21 protein-coding genes are annotated in these 19,763 nt (G+C 29.3%); all 21 read right to left on the bottom strand.

All coding sequences use genetic code 11. The annotated features are described in order from the left end of the window. Positions 1-7: 7 nt before the first annotated feature. The 21 genes from J5A73_RS00275 to J5A73_RS00180 all read right to left on the bottom strand — a co-directional run bounded on the left by J5A73_RS00275 (position 8) and on the right by J5A73_RS00180 (position 19,759). Positions 8-478, bottom strand: a complete 471-nt coding sequence (locus J5A73_RS00275; RefSeq protein ID WP_211615597.1) for a 23S rRNA (pseudouridine(1915)-N(3))-methyltransferase RlmH — start codon at positions 476-478, stop codon at positions 8-10. A 24-nt stretch (positions 479-502) separates the two neighbouring features. Further along, a complete protein-coding gene (gene mutL / locus J5A73_RS00270; protein WP_211615595.1) occupies positions 503-2,584 on the bottom strand; it encodes a DNA mismatch repair endonuclease MutL in 2,082 nt (693 codons plus the stop codon). A 37-nt stretch (positions 2,585-2,621) separates the two neighbouring features. Beyond that, on the bottom strand, positions 2,622-3,161 hold the full coding sequence (mvaD, locus tag J5A73_RS10345) for a diphosphomevalonate decarboxylase (RefSeq protein WP_249069432.1): 540 nt from the start codon (positions 3,159-3,161) through the stop codon (positions 2,622-2,624). A gap of 5 nt (positions 3,162-3,166) precedes the next feature. Continuing rightward, on the bottom strand, positions 3,167-3,598 hold the full coding sequence (locus tag J5A73_RS10340) for a hypothetical protein (protein WP_249069301.1): 432 nt from the start codon (positions 3,596-3,598) through the stop codon (positions 3,167-3,169). Positions 3,599-3,650: 52 nt separating this feature from the next. Further along, positions 3,651-4,535 carry a mevalonate kinase gene (gene mvk / locus J5A73_RS00260; protein WP_211615593.1) on the bottom strand — a complete coding sequence of 295 codons (885 nt, stop codon included), beginning with the start codon at positions 4,533-4,535 and terminating at the stop codon, positions 3,651-3,653. Positions 4,536-4,678: 143 nt separating this feature from the next. Further along, positions 4,679-5,167 carry a hypothetical protein gene (locus tag J5A73_RS00255; protein ID WP_211615591.1) on the bottom strand — a complete coding sequence of 163 codons (489 nt, stop codon included), beginning with the start codon at positions 5,165-5,167 and terminating at the stop codon, positions 4,679-4,681. 39 nt (positions 5,168-5,206) lie between these two features. Further along, positions 5,207-7,315 (bottom strand): penicillin-binding transpeptidase domain-containing protein, encoded by a 2,109-nt coding sequence (locus J5A73_RS00250; RefSeq protein ID WP_211615589.1) that lies wholly within the window; start codon positions 7,313-7,315, stop codon positions 5,207-5,209. Between the two features lie 25 nt (positions 7,316-7,340). Continuing rightward, positions 7,341-8,774 (bottom strand): Asp-tRNA(Asn)/Glu-tRNA(Gln) amidotransferase subunit GatB, encoded by a 1,434-nt coding sequence (gatB, locus tag J5A73_RS00245; protein WP_211615587.1) that lies wholly within the window; start codon positions 8,772-8,774, stop codon positions 7,341-7,343. A gap of 123 nt (positions 8,775-8,897) precedes the next feature. Then, on the bottom strand, positions 8,898-10,361 hold the full coding sequence (gatA, locus tag J5A73_RS00240) for an Asp-tRNA(Asn)/Glu-tRNA(Gln) amidotransferase subunit GatA (RefSeq protein ID WP_211615585.1): 1,464 nt from the start codon (positions 10,359-10,361) through the stop codon (positions 8,898-8,900). Between the two features lie 129 nt (positions 10,362-10,490). Beyond that, positions 10,491-10,790, bottom strand: coding sequence for an Asp-tRNA(Asn)/Glu-tRNA(Gln) amidotransferase subunit GatC (gatC, locus tag J5A73_RS00235; protein ID WP_021745911.1), 300 nt, complete (start codon positions 10,788-10,790; stop codon positions 10,491-10,493). Positions 10,791-10,843: 53 nt separating this feature from the next. After that, positions 10,844-11,605 carry a hypothetical protein gene (locus J5A73_RS00230; RefSeq protein ID WP_211615583.1) on the bottom strand — a complete coding sequence of 254 codons (762 nt, stop codon included), beginning with the start codon at positions 11,603-11,605 and terminating at the stop codon, positions 10,844-10,846. Positions 11,606-11,615: 10 nt separating this feature from the next. Continuing rightward, on the bottom strand, positions 11,616-11,819 hold the full coding sequence (locus tag J5A73_RS00225; protein ID WP_211615581.1) for a DpnD/PcfM family protein: 204 nt from the start codon (positions 11,817-11,819) through the stop codon (positions 11,616-11,618). 154 nt (positions 11,820-11,973) lie between these two features. Next, complete coding sequence (locus J5A73_RS00220) at positions 11,974-12,984, bottom strand: hypothetical protein (RefSeq protein ID WP_211615579.1); 1,011 nt, start codon at positions 12,982-12,984, stop codon at positions 11,974-11,976. Between the two features lie 28 nt (positions 12,985-13,012). Then, positions 13,013-13,642: an ACP phosphodiesterase gene (locus tag J5A73_RS00215; protein WP_211615577.1), complete on the bottom strand. Its 630-nt coding sequence runs from the start codon at positions 13,640-13,642 to the stop codon at positions 13,013-13,015. Next, entirely contained in the window at positions 13,639-14,286 is a 648-nt protein-coding gene (locus tag J5A73_RS00210) for an MtnX-like HAD-IB family phosphatase (protein WP_147002848.1), read from the bottom strand. The genes J5A73_RS00215 and J5A73_RS00210 overlap by 4 nt, the downstream gene beginning before the upstream one ends. A 211-nt stretch (positions 14,287-14,497) precedes the next feature. Beyond that, a complete protein-coding gene (locus J5A73_RS00205; RefSeq protein WP_211615575.1) occupies positions 14,498-15,184 on the bottom strand; it encodes a pseudouridine synthase in 687 nt (228 codons plus the stop codon). Positions 15,185-15,372: 188 nt separating this feature from the next. After that, positions 15,373-15,972, bottom strand: a complete 600-nt coding sequence (scpB, locus tag J5A73_RS00200) for an SMC-Scp complex subunit ScpB (protein ID WP_249069300.1) — start codon at positions 15,970-15,972, stop codon at positions 15,373-15,375. Positions 15,973-16,051: 79 nt separating this feature from the next. Next, the gene (locus J5A73_RS00195; RefSeq protein WP_211615573.1) at positions 16,052-17,098 is read right to left on the bottom strand and encodes a rod shape-determining protein; all 1,047 of its coding nucleotides are present in this window, start codon (positions 17,096-17,098) and stop codon (positions 16,052-16,054) included. A gap of 141 nt (positions 17,099-17,239) precedes the next feature. Beyond that, entirely contained in the window at positions 17,240-18,667 is a 1,428-nt protein-coding gene (locus tag J5A73_RS00190; RefSeq protein WP_249069298.1) for a DNA translocase FtsK, read from the bottom strand. Next, positions 18,652-18,798: a hypothetical protein gene (locus J5A73_RS00185; RefSeq protein ID WP_211615571.1), complete on the bottom strand. Its 147-nt coding sequence runs from the start codon at positions 18,796-18,798 to the stop codon at positions 18,652-18,654. The genes J5A73_RS00190 and J5A73_RS00185 overlap by 16 nt, the downstream gene beginning before the upstream one ends. A gap of 61 nt (positions 18,799-18,859) precedes the next feature. Then, the gene (locus J5A73_RS00180) at positions 18,860-19,759 is read right to left on the bottom strand and encodes a hypothetical protein (protein WP_211615569.1); all 900 of its coding nucleotides are present in this window, start codon (positions 19,757-19,759) and stop codon (positions 18,860-18,862) included. Between the last annotated feature and the right edge of the window lie 4 nt (positions 19,760-19,763).

The raw sequence follows: 19,763 nt of genomic DNA, 5'->3' as shown, positions 1-19,763 counted from the left end.
TCCTCCACTATTTATGATATTTTATATTATTATTTATTGAAATCCATCTATATATTTGTTCAACTAATATAAGTCGCATCAATTGATGCGGAAATGTAAAATTAGAAAATGCCAATCTAAAATCAACAATTTTTCTAAGTTTATCCGCCACTCCGTTCGAGCCACCGATTATAAAATTAATTTCACTATTTGTGAGTGAAATTTTTTCAATTTTTTGTGCCATTTCCACAGAAGTCAGCATCTTTCCAGATAAATCCAGCAAAATATTATAAGAATAATTTTTCTTTTCAATTATATTTATTATTCTTTCTGTTTCAATATCTATGGCATTTTTTACGCCTTTATTGTCATCTTCTTCGCTCAATTCAATTATATCCAATTTTGCATATTTTGACAACCTTTTTAAAAATTCTTCTATTCCATCTTTTATATATTTTTCTTTAATTTTTCCAACACACACTATATTAATTCTTATCATATTTTCCCCTCATTGTCAATTATTTTATTTTCTTCTCCCAAACATTTTATCCAAATCATTCTTAGTAAGTTTTACAATGATTGGTCGACCGTGGGGACAAGTGTATTTCCCAACTTCGTGTATTCTTCTCACCATATTTTGCATCTCGTCAAAAGATAACTTTTGTCCAGCTTTTACTGCACCTCTGCAAGACATCGAAATAATAATTTTTTCTCTTAAATCTTTTATTTCAACTTCATTTTTCAAATCATTCAACAATTTTTCAAAAACATTTTCACAACTTTCTCTAAAGTCAAAAACTGGCACTGCTCGAATTAAAATCTCATTTTCATAAAATTCGTCAATTTCAAAACCAAAATTGTTAAAAATCTCAATATTTTCAAATATAATTTCTTTTTCAATCGAAGTAACTTCCATTTTTTTTGGAATCAAAAGCTGAGTTGAATCAATTTTTTTTCCATAAAATTTTTCTTTTAACTCTTCGTACAAAATTCTCTCATGAATTATGTGCTGGTCATAAATTTCAAGTTCATCATTTCTTTTAACCAAAATATAAGTGTCAAAAATCTGTCCTAAAATATCATAGACAACTTTTTCTCCTTCAAATTTTTCAAATGTCCCAACTTTATAATTCGAGTTTTTTTCTTGTTTAATTTCCAAAGTTTCATTATTTTTAATTTCAAAATTTTTATTTTTATCTTTTTTAGAAAATTTATTTAAATCATAATTTATATTTTCTCCAATTTTTGAATTTTTTTCTATTTCAAAAATTTTTTTAATTTCTTCAATTTCTTGATTTTTTTCAACTTTTCCATTTTTTCCATCTTTTTTTTCATGTTCTTCATCTTTTTCAATTTTTTCAAATTTTTCACTATTTTGAAAAAATTTGTTTAAATTTTCTTTTTTTATTTCAGTTTCTTCTTTATTTTCTTTATTTTTTTCATATTCTTCTGTTCGCTTATTTTTTTGATTTTCTTGATTTTTTTCTTCAGTTTGAATTTTCCCATCAAAAGTTTCAAGGCTAAAAAATTTGTTTTCTTCAATTTTTGGAACTTCATCAGAAAATAAATCATCTTTCATTTCTTTTTTCTCGTTCAAATTTATATTTTTTTTAATCAAATTAATATTTGGTTGCCAATTTTCTCTGTCAGCGTAGTAAAAAAAGTCATCTATAGCTGATTTTATTTCACTGTAAACGATTTTATCATTGGAAAATTTGACTATTTTTTTAGACGGATGAACATTGACATCAATTTCTTTTGGGTCAGTATTATAAAAAATTATAGCAAAAGGATATTTTCCTTTCATAAGTTTTGTATAGTAACCATCTATTATTGCTCTTTCAATTGTCAACGATTTCACATATCTATTATTCACAAAAGTGAACAAAAAATCTTTTGTACTTCTCAAAATTTCCACATTTCCCAAATATCCATACTCAAATTTTTTTAAATTTTTTAAAACTGACTTTCCAAACAACTCCAAAATCGTATTTTCTATTCCATTTCCACTTGTCCGAAGAATTTTTTTCCCATCCAAATCCAATGAAAATGAAACATCGCTATTTGCAAGTGCTTCTTTTAGCACAATTTCTCTAATTTTGGAATATTCCGTAGAAGTTTTTCTCAAAAATTTTTTTCTTGCAGGAGTGTTGTAAAATAAATCTCGCACTTCCACTTCCGTTCCGACATTTTTTGAAACTTCTTCAAAATTTCTCACAACTCCGCCATAACTTGAAATTTTATATCCAACCGAACTATCTTTTGTCCTTGTCAAAATTGTCAGCTTTGAAACAGCTGCAATCGAAGAAAGTGCTTCTCCACGAAATCCGTATGTCGTCAAATTAAACACATCTTCCTTTTTCAAAATTTTAGAAGTGGCATGTCGCTCTACCGATAAAAGTGTATCATCTTTATCCATTCCAATCCCATTATCACTAATTTTGACATCGACTCCCGACTTAAAAACTTCGATTTTAATCATCGTAGCTTTGGCATCCAAAGAATTTTCAATCATCTCTTTAATCATCGAAGCTGGATTTTCCACAACTTCCCCAGCCGCAATGACATTAGACACACTTTCATCCAAAATTCTTATAATTCCCAAAAAAATTTCCCCTTTCTTTATTTATAACTCTAAAATATTACAATTCAACAGTTTTACTCATAATTATTTCATATTTTTCAGAAAATATTCCTGCCAATCTCTCCAAATCTTCTTCCAAGCAAAGAACTTTTACATTCGGACCAGCATCCATTGTAAAATAGCATTTTTCGTTATTTTTCTCTCTCAAATTTTTAACAAATTCCATAGCTTCGTAAGTTTGCTGCAAAAAATATGAAAATGGCGGATTTGATGTTTCAGTCGTCTTATGCATTCTTAGTGCATTTTCTTCAGTTAATTTCCCAACTTTTTCAAAATCATTATCTTGCAAATACTTTTTCATATTTTCAAAATCAATTTCTGATTGTTCTACCCACTCTTTAAAATATGTCGAAGTTTTTACACAACGCTCCATTCCATCCCGACTTGACACATCTTTTTTACTCTTGCTTAAAACTAAAACAATCATAGCCAATTTCAAATCAGTTTTCACTTTATAAATTTCTCCACTATCCTTGTCCCAAGCGGCGACAGGTCCAAAAAAGCTTCTGGCAGAAGAACCCGAACCATATTTAGAAATTTGTGCTAACTGTTCCTGTGATAAATTTTTTTGAATAACTTGTTACACGCTTTTATTACAGCTGATAATCCACTTGAACTTGAAGAAAGTCCCGCTGCTGTTGGCATATTATTTGTCGTTTTGATTTTTACTTTTTTATTTTTTTCATTTGATTTTGCTCTAAATAAATCCACTACTTTACTAATTTTTTCAGTGTGATTTTTATCTTGCAACTCACCATTTAAATAAAATAAATCTCTAATTCCAGAAAATTTCTTTTCATTTTTTTCAATTTCTTTTTTTATTTCAAATTCATCCACAAATTCAATTTCCGTTTCCGTATACAAATCTTTTAAAGTCAATGAAATACTGCTTGTCGCAGGTATCATTTTTTGTTTATCTTTTTTTCCCCAGTATTTTATAATCGCTATATTTGCGTACGACTTTACCTTTTCCATCTCAAATTTTCTCCATCTTAAATTTTTTTATTTTTTATTTTTAAATTTATTCTCAAATTTTTTCAATCCAAATATTGATTGCTCCATTTTCAATCAATATTTTTTTTACTTTTTCTGCAATTTTTTGTGACTTGCAAAGTGCGATAATACAGCCTCCCAGTCCACCACCTGAAATTTTTGCACCACTTGCTCCATTTTCCAACGCTTTTTCTACAAGCATCTCCGTTTTTTCAATTGTAACGCCTATTTTTTTCAATTCGTCATTCGCATTTGTCATTATTTGTCCGATTTTTTTTACTTTTTCAGTTTCAAATTTATTTTTTATCAAACTTTCAAATTTTTCTGTAAGTTCTCCCAAATTTTTTAACGGCTCTTTTGCATTTTCTCCCAAATTTCTCACTTTTTCCACAGCTTCTCTTGTATTTCCATAAATTCCCGAATCTGCAATAACTAAATATGCTCCCAAATTTATATCAATATATGAAAATCCTTTATTTTTTATAAATTTTATTGGCTTTTCACTCAGACAAGTTTTGGCGTCCAGTCCACTTGGATTTTGATGTGCTGTAGTTTCTGCAACATTTACCAATTTTTCTAGCAAATCAGTTTCGATTTTTTGATTAAAATAGTCAAATACTGCTCGAACAGCCGCAATGCTCACTGCCGCTGACGAACCCATTCCTCTTTTTGTGGGAATTTCTGATTTTATGCTATATTTTATTTTTTCTTTTTCTTTTTTCAAATATTTTAGTGCCGTAAAAATTGCAACTGAAAGAGTATCATTTTCATTACAGCAAAAATTTGTCTTGCTCTCTAAAATCTCACATTCAATTTCAATATTTTTTAGCGGAACTGCAATCGCAGGATAACCATAAACAACAGAATGTTCTCCCAGCAATATAATTTTACTGTGTGCTTTTCCAATACCTTTTTTCATTTTTTTCTTCTTTTTCCTTTTCAAAAAAATATTTTTTATCCAATTTTACTTATTTTTATTATAATATATTTATTTTATTTTAGCAAACTAAAATAGGTCAATAATAATTATTATTAACCTATTTATGATAAAAATTTTTAAATTTACAATTTAGATTTCACATTTTTTAAAAGCATTTTTACAAAATTTGCTTTTGTATCAGAGCCACCTTCAAGATTTACATTTCCTTCGATTTCCTCTGGTGAGCTATAAACTTTATAAGTCCAGTTATTTTTTGTTGCAATATTTCTCAAATTTATATTTTCTATTTTTGCAATTTCTGTAATCGTAATTTCTCCTGAAAATCCATTTTTTTCAAATAATTTTAACGCTCCCAAAACTGCACTTTCTTCATTTTTTTCAATTATAAATTCTATTTTTGAAGCATCTCTTAAATTTGAATAAATTTTTTGAGAAAGATCACCGCCTTTTTTCCAGCCGAAAAGTTTATCCGCCAATTTTCCACGGCTAACTGATGTTATCAAATATGTGGCGCTGTAATCATCATTTCTAACTACGGCTACTCCTTTATCTATCGCCGAAAATGACATCACACAAAAAATCATAAATAACATAAAAATTAACTTTTTCATCAATTTTACCTCACTAATTTTTTTTATTTTTTATAAATTTTACTGAAAATATATTTTAATATTTGTCTTGCTATCAATTTTTTCTCCAGCTTTTGGATACTGATCCACAACTTTTCCACTTCCAGATACTTTAAAGTTCGGATATTTTCCTTGTGGATAAATTGAATAAAAATCTCTTAATACAACTCCTTTTAAATCCGGCATAACATTTTTAGAAAACATTGTTTTAATTTCATTTAAATCTTTTTTATTTTCTTCAATCACTGTTTCTTTTACCGAAGGTTCAACTTTTGTTTCTCCGTCAGGACCTATTCGCTTATAGTTAATTAATTCTGTCAAAACTTTTTTTACCGACGGCAATGCCACTAAAGCTCCATAATAATTTTTACCCTTTGGCTCATTTATGGTGATAAGCAACGCATATTTAGGACGATCCACTGGAAAAAATGCGAAGAATGAACTGAAATAACGACCTTTTTGATAACCGCCTTTTCCAGATTTTTGTGCCGTTCCAGTTTTACCACCTACACGATAACCTTGAATTTGCGCATCTTTCCCTGTTCCACGGCTGACAACGGCTTCCATGTAGCTTCTGTTCAATCTTGAAACTTCATCGCTAAAAACTTTTCTTAACACAATCGGATTATTTTTTTTGACAATATTTCCATTTTCATCTTCTATTCGGTCAACTATGTAAGGTTTCATAAGTTTTCCGTTGTTTATTACAGTATTAAGCGCCATTAACATCTGAATCTGAGTCATCGCAATACCTTGACCAAATGCCACATTCGCTTTTCTCACTTCTGTCAAATCTTTTAAACTCAAAAGTTTCTTTGTCATTTCCGCAGAAGTGTCAATTCCTGTTTTTGAACCCAGTCCAACGCTTGCTAAATATTTATAAAAAGTTGCTCTGTCTAATTTTTGTGAAATTTTTACCATTGCGACATTGGATGAATGAGCTATTACATCTGCTAAACTTAAATTTCCCAAAGCTGTATCATCGTGATCTCTAACGACCCTATCTTGCACTTGAATTGAACCATTCAATTGAAATCTTGTGTCAGCACTTATTTTCTTCGACTGCAATCCCATTGATACCGTTATTGGCTTAAATATTGACCCTGGCTCAAAAAAGTCAGTAATTGTTCGATTCTTCACTTTTGAATAATCGCTTGATTTTGGATACGACGACATTGCAAGTACCTTACCAGTTTCAACTTCCAGTAAAATTCCCATTGTGGAAGTTGCATCGTACTCATTAAATGTTCTATTCAATTCTCGATCTAGCATATCTTGAATTTTATTGTCGATTGTCAATACTATATTATTCCCGTCTTTCGCTGGTTTAGACTCACCTTTATTTTTTATATTCGAAAACTTCAAAAAAGGTTCAGGTATTTTTAAAGAACCTTTAACAACTCCCATTTCTCCAGCAAGTTCCTTGTCATAATATTTTTCAACTCCATAAATACCATCATTTTCATTATTTACAAATCCCACTGTTTCTTGAAAAGCACTGATATTTTCATATCTTCGTGTATAAACAGTTTCAAATGCGATTCCCAAAAATGGATTTGTCTTTTTCTGGGACTTGTCTTTTCCTTTATTATTTTCTTTCACTTGTTTAGTGGCGGCATCAACTTCTTGCTCAATGGCGTGTTTAGCGTCTTCTTGTATTTTATAATCCAGTTTCAAATATTTTTTATTATATTTTTTCTTAATTTCATAACTATCTCTTGCTTTTTCAACATCCAAAGGTTCTATATACATTTTAAGCATATCTAATAACTTATCAATGTTTTCTTCTTTAATTATAGAAGGATCTAAAATTACTACATATTGCTCATCATCATATGCCAAGAGCTGACCATCGTCTGTTGAAATTTTTCCTCTTTTAGGTTTTATATAATTTTCTGACGAATACTGCTTTTCACCAAGCGCACTATACATGTCACCTTTTAATATTTGTAATTTAAATAAATTCCCTATTAATATACAAGTGTAAATAAAAAGAACAAAACAAAGCATCATTACTCTTATATACCATTTGTTCCACATACTCTCGGAATTAATTCTTTTATCTTTTCCACTTTTTTTATTTTCTAAATTTCGTTTAGCTTTGTTTAGAATATCACTTTTTTTTCCCATTTCTCTCCTAAATTATCCCAAAAGATTAACTTAACTTATCTAAAATTAGCTTATTTATCATTTGTGGATTAGCTTTTCCACGAGATAACTTCATAGCTTGTCCCATAAGATATTTTATTGCATTATCTTTTCCATTTTTGTAATCTTCCACCGATTGTGCATTTTCAGCCAACACTTGATCAACAATTTTCTCAATCGCACTGTCATCAGTAATTTGAACCAATCCTTTTTCTTTTACGATAATTTCAGGATCTTTATCTTCTGTCAATAAAATTTCAAATACATCTTTTGCTATTTTCGAGCTAATTGTTTTCGCTTGAATCAATTTAATTAATTTTCCTAAATTTTTCGGCGTTACATTAAATTCTGAAATCGAAATATTTTTTTCTTTCAATACTCTCAAAACTTCTGTCAACACCCAGTTTGCCGCAAGTCTTGGCTCTTTTGTATCATTTACAATTTCTTCATAATATTCAGCTAATTCTTGTTCTGAAGAAAGTGTTGCAGCTTCCATTTCATGTAATTTATACTCATTTACAAATCTTCTCGCTTTTTCATCAGCAAATTCTGGCATTTCACCTTTTACTTTTTCCAATCTTTCGTCAGAAATTACAAGTGTAGGCAAATCTGGCTCAGGGAAATATCTATAATCCATAGCTTCCTCTTTGCTTCTCATTGGCTTAGTTACAGCATTTTCCTCATCCCAAAGTCTAGTTTCCTGAACAACTCTTCCACCATTTTCAATCACTTCAATTTGTCTATTTGTTTCATATTCAATGGCTCTCATAACCGCTTTAAACGAATTTAAGTTTTTAGTTTCCGTTCTAGTCCCCAATTCTTTTTCACCTTTTTTTCTAACAGAAACATTCGCATCACATCTAAGCGACCCCAATTCCATACTTACATCACTAACTTTAGTATATTTCAATCTATCCTTCAATGTATTCAAGTACGCATAAGCCTCTTCAGCATTTTTAATTTCTGGCTTAGAAATAATCTCGATTAACGGTACAGACGCTCTGTTGTAATTCAACAATGTTTCAGAAGTTGTGTGAATACTTTTCGCCGTATCTTCCTCAATTTGAATTCTCTCAATCCCAACAACTGCTTCTTTTCCAGAATTTGTCGTAATTTTCAAAGTCCCATTTTCCGCATAAGGTTTAAAATATTGCGTAATTTGATAATTTTTTGGCGAATCTGGATAAAAATAATTTTTTCTATCAAATTGACTTTCCTCATTTATTTCACATCCCAAAGCAAGTGCCGCTTTTATCGCATAATCAAGCACTTTTTCATTCAATTTTGGCAATGCTCCTGGTTGACCAGTACATACTGGACACGCCGATGTATTTGGATGTTTGTTATCATAATCGGCATCACACGAACACCATACTTTTGTATTTGTTTTTAATTGACAATGCACTTCCAGTCCGATGACTGTTTCATATTCCATACTCATTTTCTAATATTTTTCCTTTCTTCTTCAAATCTTTCATTTCCACTTTATTTAATAAAAAACTCGCTATTCTTAAATGTTTTTTTTTATCTTTTATTATTTTAAAAAATTTTTTTACTTCTATTTTTAAAACTCAGGATATTCAATTTCCCCACGAACACCTTCAAATTTATGAGAAATATTAAACAATAAATCCTCTCTAAAATAATTTCCGATTAACTGAATTCCAACTGGCAATCCGTCAACAAATCCCGCAGGTACTGAAATTGCAGGAAGTCCAGCCATGTTTACTGAAACTGTGTAAATGTCTGCTAAATACATTTGCACTGGATCTGTGTTTTTTTCTCCTTTTTTGAATGCTGTTGTTGGAGAAACTGGTGTTAATAAAACATCTACTTCTTTTAATGCTTTTGAAAAATCGTCTCTAATAAGTCTTCTAACTTGCGAAGCCTTTTTGTAATAAGCGTCGTAGAATCCAGAACTTAACACATAGTTTCCAATCATAATTCTTCTTTTTACTTCATCTCCAAAACCTTTTGTTCTTGATTCAACATACATTTTTTCCACATCTTCGTTGCTTTCTCTCACACCGTATCTTACTCCGTCGTATCTTGACAAGTTTGAAGCAGCTTCAGCCGATGAAATTATGTAATAAGTAGAAATTGCATATTTTGAATATGGAAGTGATACTTCTTTAATTTCAGCACCTAATTCCTTCAATTTTTCCACCGAATCCATTATCACTTTTTTAATATTTCCATCTAATCCTTCTGCAAAATATTCTTTTGGAATCCCAATTTTCAAGCCTTTCAAGTCATTATTCAAACTTTCCAAATAGTTAGGAACTTCCACATTTACACTTGTCGCATCTTTTTCATCATAACCTGCAATTATTTGTAAAAGTCTAGCCAAATCCTCAGTCGATTTTGCCAAAGCTCCAATTTGATCAAGCGAAGATCCAAACGCCATAAGTCCGTATCTTGAAACTCTTCCATAAGTTGGCTTAATCCCAACAGTTCCAGTCAAACAAGCAGGTTGTCTAATACTTCCACCAGTATCTGAACCAAGTGCAATCGGTGCTTGTCCCGCTGCAACCATCGCTGCCGAACCTCCACTACTTCCACCAGGAACTCTTGTCAAATCCCAAGGATTAGAAACTGATTTTATCGACGAATTCTCATTTGAAGACCCCATCGCAAACTCATCCATATTAGCTTTCCCAATTATTGGTGTCCCAGCTTTTTTCAATTTTTCCACAACTGTCGCATCATAAACTCCCACATAATTTTTAAGAATTTTCGATGCAGCCGTAGTCAAATCTCCTTTTGATACAATATTATCCTTCAAAGCCACAGGCACTCCAAACAACAACTCATTATCATAATTTTTTCTAGCTTCTTCATTATTTTCAGAATCATATTTTTTTGCCTCATCTAAAGCCTTTTCAGGAAACACATTAGAAAATGCTCCTATTTTTTTTTCAGTTTTCTCAATTCTATCCAAAAAAGATTTTGTCACTTCTTCAGAAGTAATCTCTTTATTTTTTATCATTTCAGCTATTTCACTAGCCGTTTTTTTGTATAAACTCATTTTTCCACCTTTCTAAATTTTTTCTAAAATGTATCTAAAAATCTCAATTTTTCAAAAAATTTTTTCTCTTCCAATTTTCAAACTTCTATTCTTCAAAAATTCTACCAATCAGACATTTTTCAATACATCCTAATTATCCGCATTTTCTCCCACAACTTTTGGAACAATTATAAATTCCTCATCGCTATTTGGTGCATTTTCCAAGATCTCTTTCTTAATTCCACTATCCTTAACAACATCTTTTCTCAATACATCCTTCAAATCAAGCACATTAAAAAGTGGCTCAACCTCACTCGTATCCACACTATTCAACTCTTCCATATGGTCAAAAATTTTATTCAAATCCACTCTAAATTTTTCAATTTCATTTTCTGAAAATTCTAACTTTGAAAGCGCTGCTATTTTCAGTACATCTTCTTTGCTTAACATTTGCTATTTTCCTCCTTTATTTTTTATATTTCAATAATTAATAAAAATATCTCTTAAAAATTAATTCCCTGTAAATTTTTCTTGGTTATTTCATAAAGTTCTACTAATCTGTTGTAACTTAAAAATTTTACTCTATTATTCACTTTTAAATCTTTAAAAGCTGAGTATCCTATTTTTTCCTCAAATTCCTTTTTTCTGACTTCATCAGCAACAATAAACATCTCTGTATAAAAATCTTGTAAATCATTATACTTTAATAGTGAATTTTGTATATCTGTTGAATGTTCTACTTCAAAAAATGAATGTGGTAATTTTACTTCTTTATCATCAGAAAACCTATTATTAAACCAGATTACATCAATGGTTGAAGTTCTATTTACTATTTTAGGATAACTAAATTTTGGAACTTTTTTAAGCGATCTCAAATCACCTAATTTTTTATTAATAAAATTTTTATTCTTATCTTGATTTGGAATAAAAGTATCCATTTTTTTTAAATTTCCAATTTCTAAGAGTAATCCTTGATAGTACGAATGATTAAACTTTATCATTTCTTCAGAATTTTTATTTTTTTCATCTTCTTGGATTATTCCTCTTAACTCATTTTCTTTTCTAAATTGCTCTAATCCATATAATCCTGGCTTTATTTTATAAATTTCTTTTCTCTGCTGAACAATCCTTCGTATACTAGCAAATGGTGTTTTTGTTTTCCATTCACACTCTTCTATCTTGAAAACTTCATGATTTAATTCTCCTAAAGTAGCAACTCCCCCCAATTTTTCAAGTGTTAAAATAACAGCCTCATATTGTTTCATTTTTTATCTCCTAAAATTCAATCCATTCTGAACATTCTTCCCCATCTGTTGTTTCTAAAAACATAAGTCTACTTGTAACATTTCCTGGCTCAAGTACAAATTTTCCCTCATAATAATTTTTTTCCGCAATTTTAAAAGCTTTTCCCATATTTTCTGCTTCAATTTCAAATTCTCCTGAAACATGCTCTTCTATTACTATTTTAAATTTTTTCATTTGAAAATCAACTCTCTTTCCAAATCAGATTCTTCTTAATTTATTCTGAAATTCCTTTAATATCCTCAATAATTGTGCTAAATAAAGTAGATTTTCCTACTCAATTTACTCCTACAAACAATTTTTTATTCATAACTCTATTAAATTTCAATTCTTATTCCATATCTCCTAATCTTCCCAATTTATCTGAAATATCCACTCTTGGGTTTGTAATTTTAGAAGATAGAAGTTCTATTAAATTTTCTATATTAATTTCTTTTATCTTAACTCTTTCTTTTTCTTTTATAGATCTTGTTTTTGAATTTCCCCCTTTAGTTATTATCCAAACTTGTTTTTTAGGCTCTTTTAACGCTATTTCCATTTTTTCAACTCTTATTGTATTTTGATTTATTTGGCTAACATAGTTGTCTATTTGCATTTCTTTATAATCTTCAAAATCTTCTCTTAAAGTACAATCATACAAAATATCAAGTTCATATGTTTTAATTATTCCATCAGCTCTCCCAGCTTGTTTTTTTCTAGAATATTGATACAATTCCACACCTAATAAATTTAATACAAGTGCACAATAATCTTCAAATGTTTCACCTTTTTTTACTTCATCTAAATTTGTTTTTAAAACATTGATTATTTCATTAGATGTTTTTTCTATCAAATTATTCCCTGTAATTTTTATTGTCGGAGTATCATTACTTTTTGAAATTTCTGCTACCGAAAGAACATATCCATTTTTACTTCTCATAACTTTTAATTTAAAGAAAATTTCCTGATCATTGGTTAATCCATCAAAACTCAATCCATCTAAATAATTAATTGGAAAACTAGAATACAATATAAAGATTCTCTCAAAATTTTCAGGAAATATATGTTTATACTCTCTTCCCTTTTTATCAAGTTTTTTCAAACTTCTTATTTTACCTTTAAGGGTTTCATTTTCACTAGGAACTAAATTGACATCATTTGCATATCTTTTTGTATCATCCACTTCATTCGGAACAAAATAAACATAATCTCCAGCTTTCAAATCTTCAAGTTTAAATCCTTCTGCTAAACTAGCATTTCCAAAAATAAAATTTTTTTCATCTTTTCCATCATTGACAAGCCCGTATCCTTTTTCAACAATTATTTTTTTTATTATTCCGATTGAATATTCTTTTTTTCCCATTTTATAATCCTCCACATTATAATTTAAATTATGCATTTTTATTAACCGTAACCAAACCAAATTCCCTTTCTACTTCTTTTTTCACAAACAAAAATTCTTTCAACGATTTCTCCTCAAATTCCCCATAATTTTTTCTCAGTTCACAAACCGCATTTCTAAGAATTTCCCCTTTTCTCACTCTTTTTGATATTCCCCAAAAAACTCTATCCAAAAAATCCAAATTTTTATACCTAGCCAAAACTTTTTCTCTCTTCAACCAGTCAAAAAAACTTTTAAAATCACTTGGAAAAAATTCATCATATTTTTCAATATTTTTAATTATTTTTCTTTCAACTTTTTCCACATTTTCAAAATCAGAATTTTTACAAAATATATTCTCAAAATTTTTACACAAAAAATGGTCAACATACATATCCGACACAATCCCCTTAAAAATCCCAAATTTTTCTCGCAAAAGTCCATTCAAAAAATTTTCTTCTCTATCAGAAATTTTATCAATCAGTCTATGTAAGATTATCCCGCTTTTCAAATTTTCTTGTAATTCGATTTTCTCAACTTTTCCTTTATAAAAATCTCCAGTAAAATTGCCATAAAGCGTATTTTCATTCATTTTTTTATCAATTTCAAGTGATATAACCGAATGAGCTAAATAATTCATTTTGACTCCTGTTTTTTCAAATAGTTCAAAATCTCATCAAAATTCTCAAACTCAAAAAAATCAATCTCATTTTCTTGACAAAACTTAATCGCTCGAGTCCCTTTTCTAACAAAAGAAAAATCTGCCACTTCAATCGCCCTGTAATCCGAAGGTCCGTCCCCAACGAAATAAACCGTATAACCTTCATCTTTATATTTCTGAACAGCCTCTTTTTTGTCAACACCGTAATATTGCTCTTTATCTAAGTAAGGAAATGAAACAGTAATTTTATTCTCATCAAATTTAATATCATTTGATATAATTTCATCTTCATTCAGGTCAATTCCATAATTTCTAAGAACACCTGATATATTTAATTTTGTCCCAGCACTTACAATCTTAAATTCAATACCACTTTTCACAAAATCTACAAACGTTTCGTCAATTCCAACTAATTTCAATGTTTCTAGAAATTCCTCTTTCGTAATATTCAAGCTCTCAATCCCAGTCTGCAAATATTCCTTCATCGTAATTTCGCCACTTCGATATTTTTTCCTAATATCTTCCTTCAATTCTGGCTGATACACCGAAAGCAACGTATCCGTCGAATCTCTTTTACTAATCGTAATATCAAAATCTATTAAAAATATTAATTTTTTGCTCACATTTTCTCCTTTAGTTATCATAAATTAGCCATTTGTAAAATAAAATAATTTCAATAAATACAATTTTTTTTATTTGCTTTTTCTTTTTTCTCCATTTTTTTATAAGGGGGTTAACCTCTTATGATTATAAATACTGCTTTTAGTTTATTTACTTTTACAATTGTCTATTATCATAAATACTATTATTTCTCAATTTTTAATGACTTTATTTTTATAAACTTTTCAAATATTTAATTTCATCTTCGTTTAGCGCTCGGTATTCTCCCACTCCCAAGTGTCCCAGAGTAAGTTCTCCCACTTTTACTCTTTTTAGTGCATCAACTGTATATCCCAAAGTTTCAAACATTTTTCTAATCTGTCTGTTTCTTCCTTCAAAAATTGCAATTCTCACTTCTCTTCTATCAAGTTTTTTCACTTTTGCAGGAGCTGTCCTTCTTCCATCAATTACAACTCCATGTTGCAATGCTTCAATGTCTTTTTCTTCAATGTCACGATTTATTTTTGCAATATAGCTTTTATACAATTTTTTTCTTGGATGCATGACATGGTTGTAAATATCGCCGTCATTACTTATAATAATAAGTCCTTCTGTCATAAAATCCAGTCTTCCATATGTAAAAAGTCTTGCTTTTGATTTTATCAAATCTATTGCCAATTTTCTGCCAAATTTATCTTCATTGGAACAAAGCACTCTTTTTGGCTTATTTAAAATATAATATTCATATTTTGTATTTAATCGCACTCTTTCGCCGTCAATTCTTACAACATCTTCAGGTTTTACATCCATTCCGATAATTGCTTCTTGCTTATTTACCGAAACTCTTCCTTCGTTTATCAATTCATCAGCTTTTCTACGAGAGCAAAATCCCGTTTCAGCTATAAATTTATTCAATCTCATTATTTTCTTTACCTCGTTTATTTGTTTTATTTTATTTTATTTTATCTTAATTTATTTTGCTTTCTATAACTAAAATTTTAAATTTTAAATTTTAATAATTTAATCATATCTTTTTATTTTTATATTTTTTTATTTTTACTTTTATCTTTCATTCAATTTTTCAGATTTTTTTAATTTTTTAAATTTTTTTATTTCTTTATTTTATCACTTTCATTTTCAATAATTTTGCTTTCATCGCCATAAAGTAATTTTATCTTCTCAAATTGTTCAAATCCAGGAAGCTGAGCTTTTTTTTGAATATTTAAATAACTATAAAATTCTTCGCTCACTTCATACAAATTTGGTGTTCCTATAGCTTTCTTTTTTCCTGAAATGTAAATCAAATTTTTTTCTTGGAGAGCAGCCAAACTTTTTTCAGCACTGACTCCTCTTATCTGCTCTATTTCCAATTTTGTGACAGGACCTTTATATGCAATAATTGCCAATGTTTCCATCGCTGACTTGGACAATTTTTTTAATTTTACTTCTGGATTAAAAAAATTTTTTATATCAAGTCCAAATAGTGGATTTGATACAAAATACACAACATCATTTTCAATTTTTAAATTTATTCCGCTATCTTTTCTTTTTTCTTTTAAATTCAACAATATTTTTTCAAGCTCTTTTTTTTCTATATTATAAAATGAAGCAAGTTTATCGATTTTTAACATTTCTTTTGATAAAAATATAATTGCTTCTAACTTTTCTTCTATTTTAAAATTTTTATTTTGAGTGTTTTCATCTTTCACATTTTCACATCCAAATTTTTTTTCAAAAACTAAAATTATTAGGGATTGCCTTTAAATAAGACAAACCCCTTTTTTATTTTTAATATTCAATTGTTGGAGAAATAATTACATTTTTGTAATCATCAAAATCATCTAAAACTTTTGCAATACCATTTATAACAGCGTGAATTGCATCATCTCCAACAGTTACTTTTAATTTCAATTCTTCTTCTATTCTTTCTTTTAAAAGTCTAATTGTAGCTCCTCCACCAGACAAATAAATTCCAGTTTCATAAATATCAGCTGCTACTTCCGGTTCAATTTCTTCAATTGTTATTCTGACTTCGTCAATTATCATGTCAATATGTCTTTCAATCGCTCCTTCAATTTCAGAAGCTTTAATTTTCATACTTTTCGGAAGTCCAACACCTAATTCCCGACCTCTTATTTCATATTCTTTATTTGGATCATCTTGGCTAATTGTATTCATTTTCAACTCTTCAGCTGTTTTTTCGCCAATTAATAAATTATGTTCATCTTTTACATATTCTACAATATCGTCGTTTAAGTGATCTCCAGCAACTTTTACTGATCTTGAAAGTGCAGGTCCTCCTGATACGATAAATGCGATTTCAGTAGTTCCTCCTCCTATATCGACAATAAGATGTCCTTTTGGCTCAAATAAATCAATTCCAACTCCAATTGCAGCTGCAACAGGTTCTTCAATTAAATATACATCTTTTGCTCCAGCATCTTTCACAACTTCCACAACTGCTCTTCTCTCAACTTGTGTTACTCCACTAGGTACACAAATAATAACTCTTGCGCTATTAAATTTATCTTTTTTTAATTTACCCAAAAATTCCTCTATCATTTTTTCTGTTATTTCGTAATTAGAAATTACTCCGTTTTTAAGTGGTCTAATTATTTCTGTATGTTTTGCAGTTCTTCCTATTATTTCTTTAGCTTTTGATCCGATGAACTCCACATCTTCTGTCTTTATATTAATCGCTACATAAGTTGGCTCATCTACTTGAATTCCCTCTCCTTTTACATAGACAACAGTATTCGCTGTTCCCAGATCAATCGCTACATCACGCATTGATCTATTTGAAATATTTGTTTTAAAAAAATCTAAAAATTTCATCTAATTTCTCCTTTTCTCACATATTTTTTACTTATTTTAAATCAAATAATAGAAGATTTCTATCTCTTATTTTCAATTTTGTATTCATAGTGTATTTTACCATTTTTTTCAAATAATCTCAATTGCATTACAAAAATTTTTTTAATCATCCAGATCTTCATTTAATATTTGACCGTCATCACTAATTATTCCATTATCTTTTAACTGATTATAAATTCTTGAAGCTCTATTAAATCCTGTTTTTAATTTTCTCTGAAGCAACGAAATTGACACTCTTTGTTCCTGTCTCACCACTTTTACTGCATTGTCAAAATATGGGTCAAGTTCATTTTCTTCTTCATCTTCATTTTCAGATAAAATTTCACTTTGATATTGTACTTTTTTGGTTCTTTTTAGTGTATCGGTCAAATTTTTAACTTCTTCATCCGAAATGTAAGCTCCTTGTATTCTCTCCAATTTAGATGAACCATTAGCAAGTAAAAGCATATCACCCTGACCCAGCAATTTTTCTGCTCCCGATGTATCAAGAATAGTTCTTGAATCAATTTGAGAACGAAGCGCAAAAGAAATTCTGCTTGGAAGATTTGCCTTTATCATACCAGTGATTATGTCTGTTGATGGTCTTTGAGTTGCAACTACCAAGTGAATCCCAACTGCTCTTGCCTTTTGTGCAATTCTTGCGATAGATTCTTCCACACTGTTTGCAGCAACCATCATCAAATCTGCAAGTTCATCAATAATTATGACGATATATGGCATTTTTTCAACAAAATTCAAAGAATTATAGCTTACAATATTTCTAACTCCATTTTCCATCAATTTTTTATATCTGTTTTCCATTTCATTAACTGCCCATTTTAATGCAATTGCTGCTTTTTGTGGATCAATTACAACTGGAACAAGCAAGTGTGGAATGTCGTTATATGGCATAAGTTCCACCATTTTTGGATCAATCATTATAAATCTCACTTCTTTTTCTGATTTTTTAGAAATTAAAGTTGAAATTATTGTATTTACCGCAACCGATTTCCCTGAACCAGTTTGTCCAGCAATAAGTAAATGTGGCATTTTTGCAATGTCTATAAATTTATCTCTCCCAATAATATTTTTCCCCAAAATTACTTTTAACTCACCTTTATCAAGCTCACTATTTTTTATAATATTGGCAAAATAAACACTCTCTTTTATTTTATTTGGAGTTTCAATTCCAATTGTATTTTTTCCAGGAATTGGAGCTTCTATCCTAATGCTCTCAGCAGCTAAGTTCATCGCAATGTCATCCGCTAAATTTGTAACTTTGCTCACTTTAATTCCTTTTGGAATTACAATTTCATATCTTGTTATTGTAGGCCCATATTCATAATTTACAACTTTTGCATCAATTCCAAATTCTTTTAACACACTTTCCAAATGACTTACATTATCTCGAATACTTTTTTCAATCTTTCTTTTTGTGTCATAATCCATCGGTTTTGATTTAAAAATCTTTTCAATTGACTTTTTAACAACTTCATCATATCCTTGTTTTTTCTCAAACAAATTATTAGCTTCTTTTAATTTTTCTTCCAATTTTTTTCTTTTTCAATTACTTCTTTATTTTCAAAAGCTGAAAGTTTTGGAAACGGTTGAAAATCTAAATTTTCGTCCAACTCTTTTTTTATTTTTTCATTTTTAATTGGCGACAAGATTTCAAGTTTCATCTCTTTTTTGAATCCGAATTTTTATTTAAAGATTTTTTTTCAGTTTCAGAACTGGTCAATTTTACTTCACTTTTAAGATTACTCTCAACAACCGACTTCTCTTTTTTTTCAGTTTTACTTCCTTTAGCTTCTTGTGCGTCTTTTGCTTCCCCCGTTTCTTTTTCTTCTTTTTGTCCTCATTTTCTTTTTTCTCTAAAATTTCCATCCACTCTTTTTCTTTTTCTTTCAATTCCTCGTCAGAATAAACTTGCGTTTTTTGTAAAAAATTTTCCTTTGGTTTTTTCGAAATTTCAAAACTCAGCTTCTCACTTCTTGAATTTCTAATTTTTTCTTTTAACATTTGTTTTTGATATTCTTTATAATTAGTTTTCTTTAATTTCTCAGCATATTTTTTAGCTGCCAATTTTCTTTTTTTCTCTTTATATTCATCACTTTTCGAATATCTAATCCACTCTTTTACAAGCTCATATCCCAACTCTATCAAATCCTTAAAAACGAAAAAAATGGATATAATCATAAGAATAATAAGAAAAATTCCCATTTCAGATGAACTAATTATTTGATAAAACGGCATACTCACAATTCCGCCGATAACTCCTCCGCTCTGCTTATTAAACCCATAACTAAGCAGCTCTCTTCCAGCTTCAATAAATGTCTTGCTAAGCGGACTTCCCTTTAAGACAGAACTTCTAATTAAAATTAGTGACAAACTCAAAAACCATCCAATAAAAGCTATTATTTTCCAACGAGTGACACTCACTTTTTCCAAAAAAAATACAAAAGTTCCATAAACAATCGCACTAAATCCCAAAAACCAAGTCATTTTTCCAAAAAATAGCAAAATAAGCGAGAATAGATTATCACTGGAAGTTTTATCTGGCAAATTAACAGCTAAAAGCAAAAGAAGTATTATTCCAGCTACAATCCAGGCAAATCCTTCTATTTTTTCTTTTCTATTCATTTAT

The organism is Leptotrichia sp. oral taxon 218, assembly GCF_018128225.1.
GTDB lineage: Bacteria > Fusobacteriota > Fusobacteriia > Fusobacteriales > Leptotrichiaceae > Leptotrichia.
This window is presented reverse-complemented; position numbering and strand designations above follow the sequence as displayed.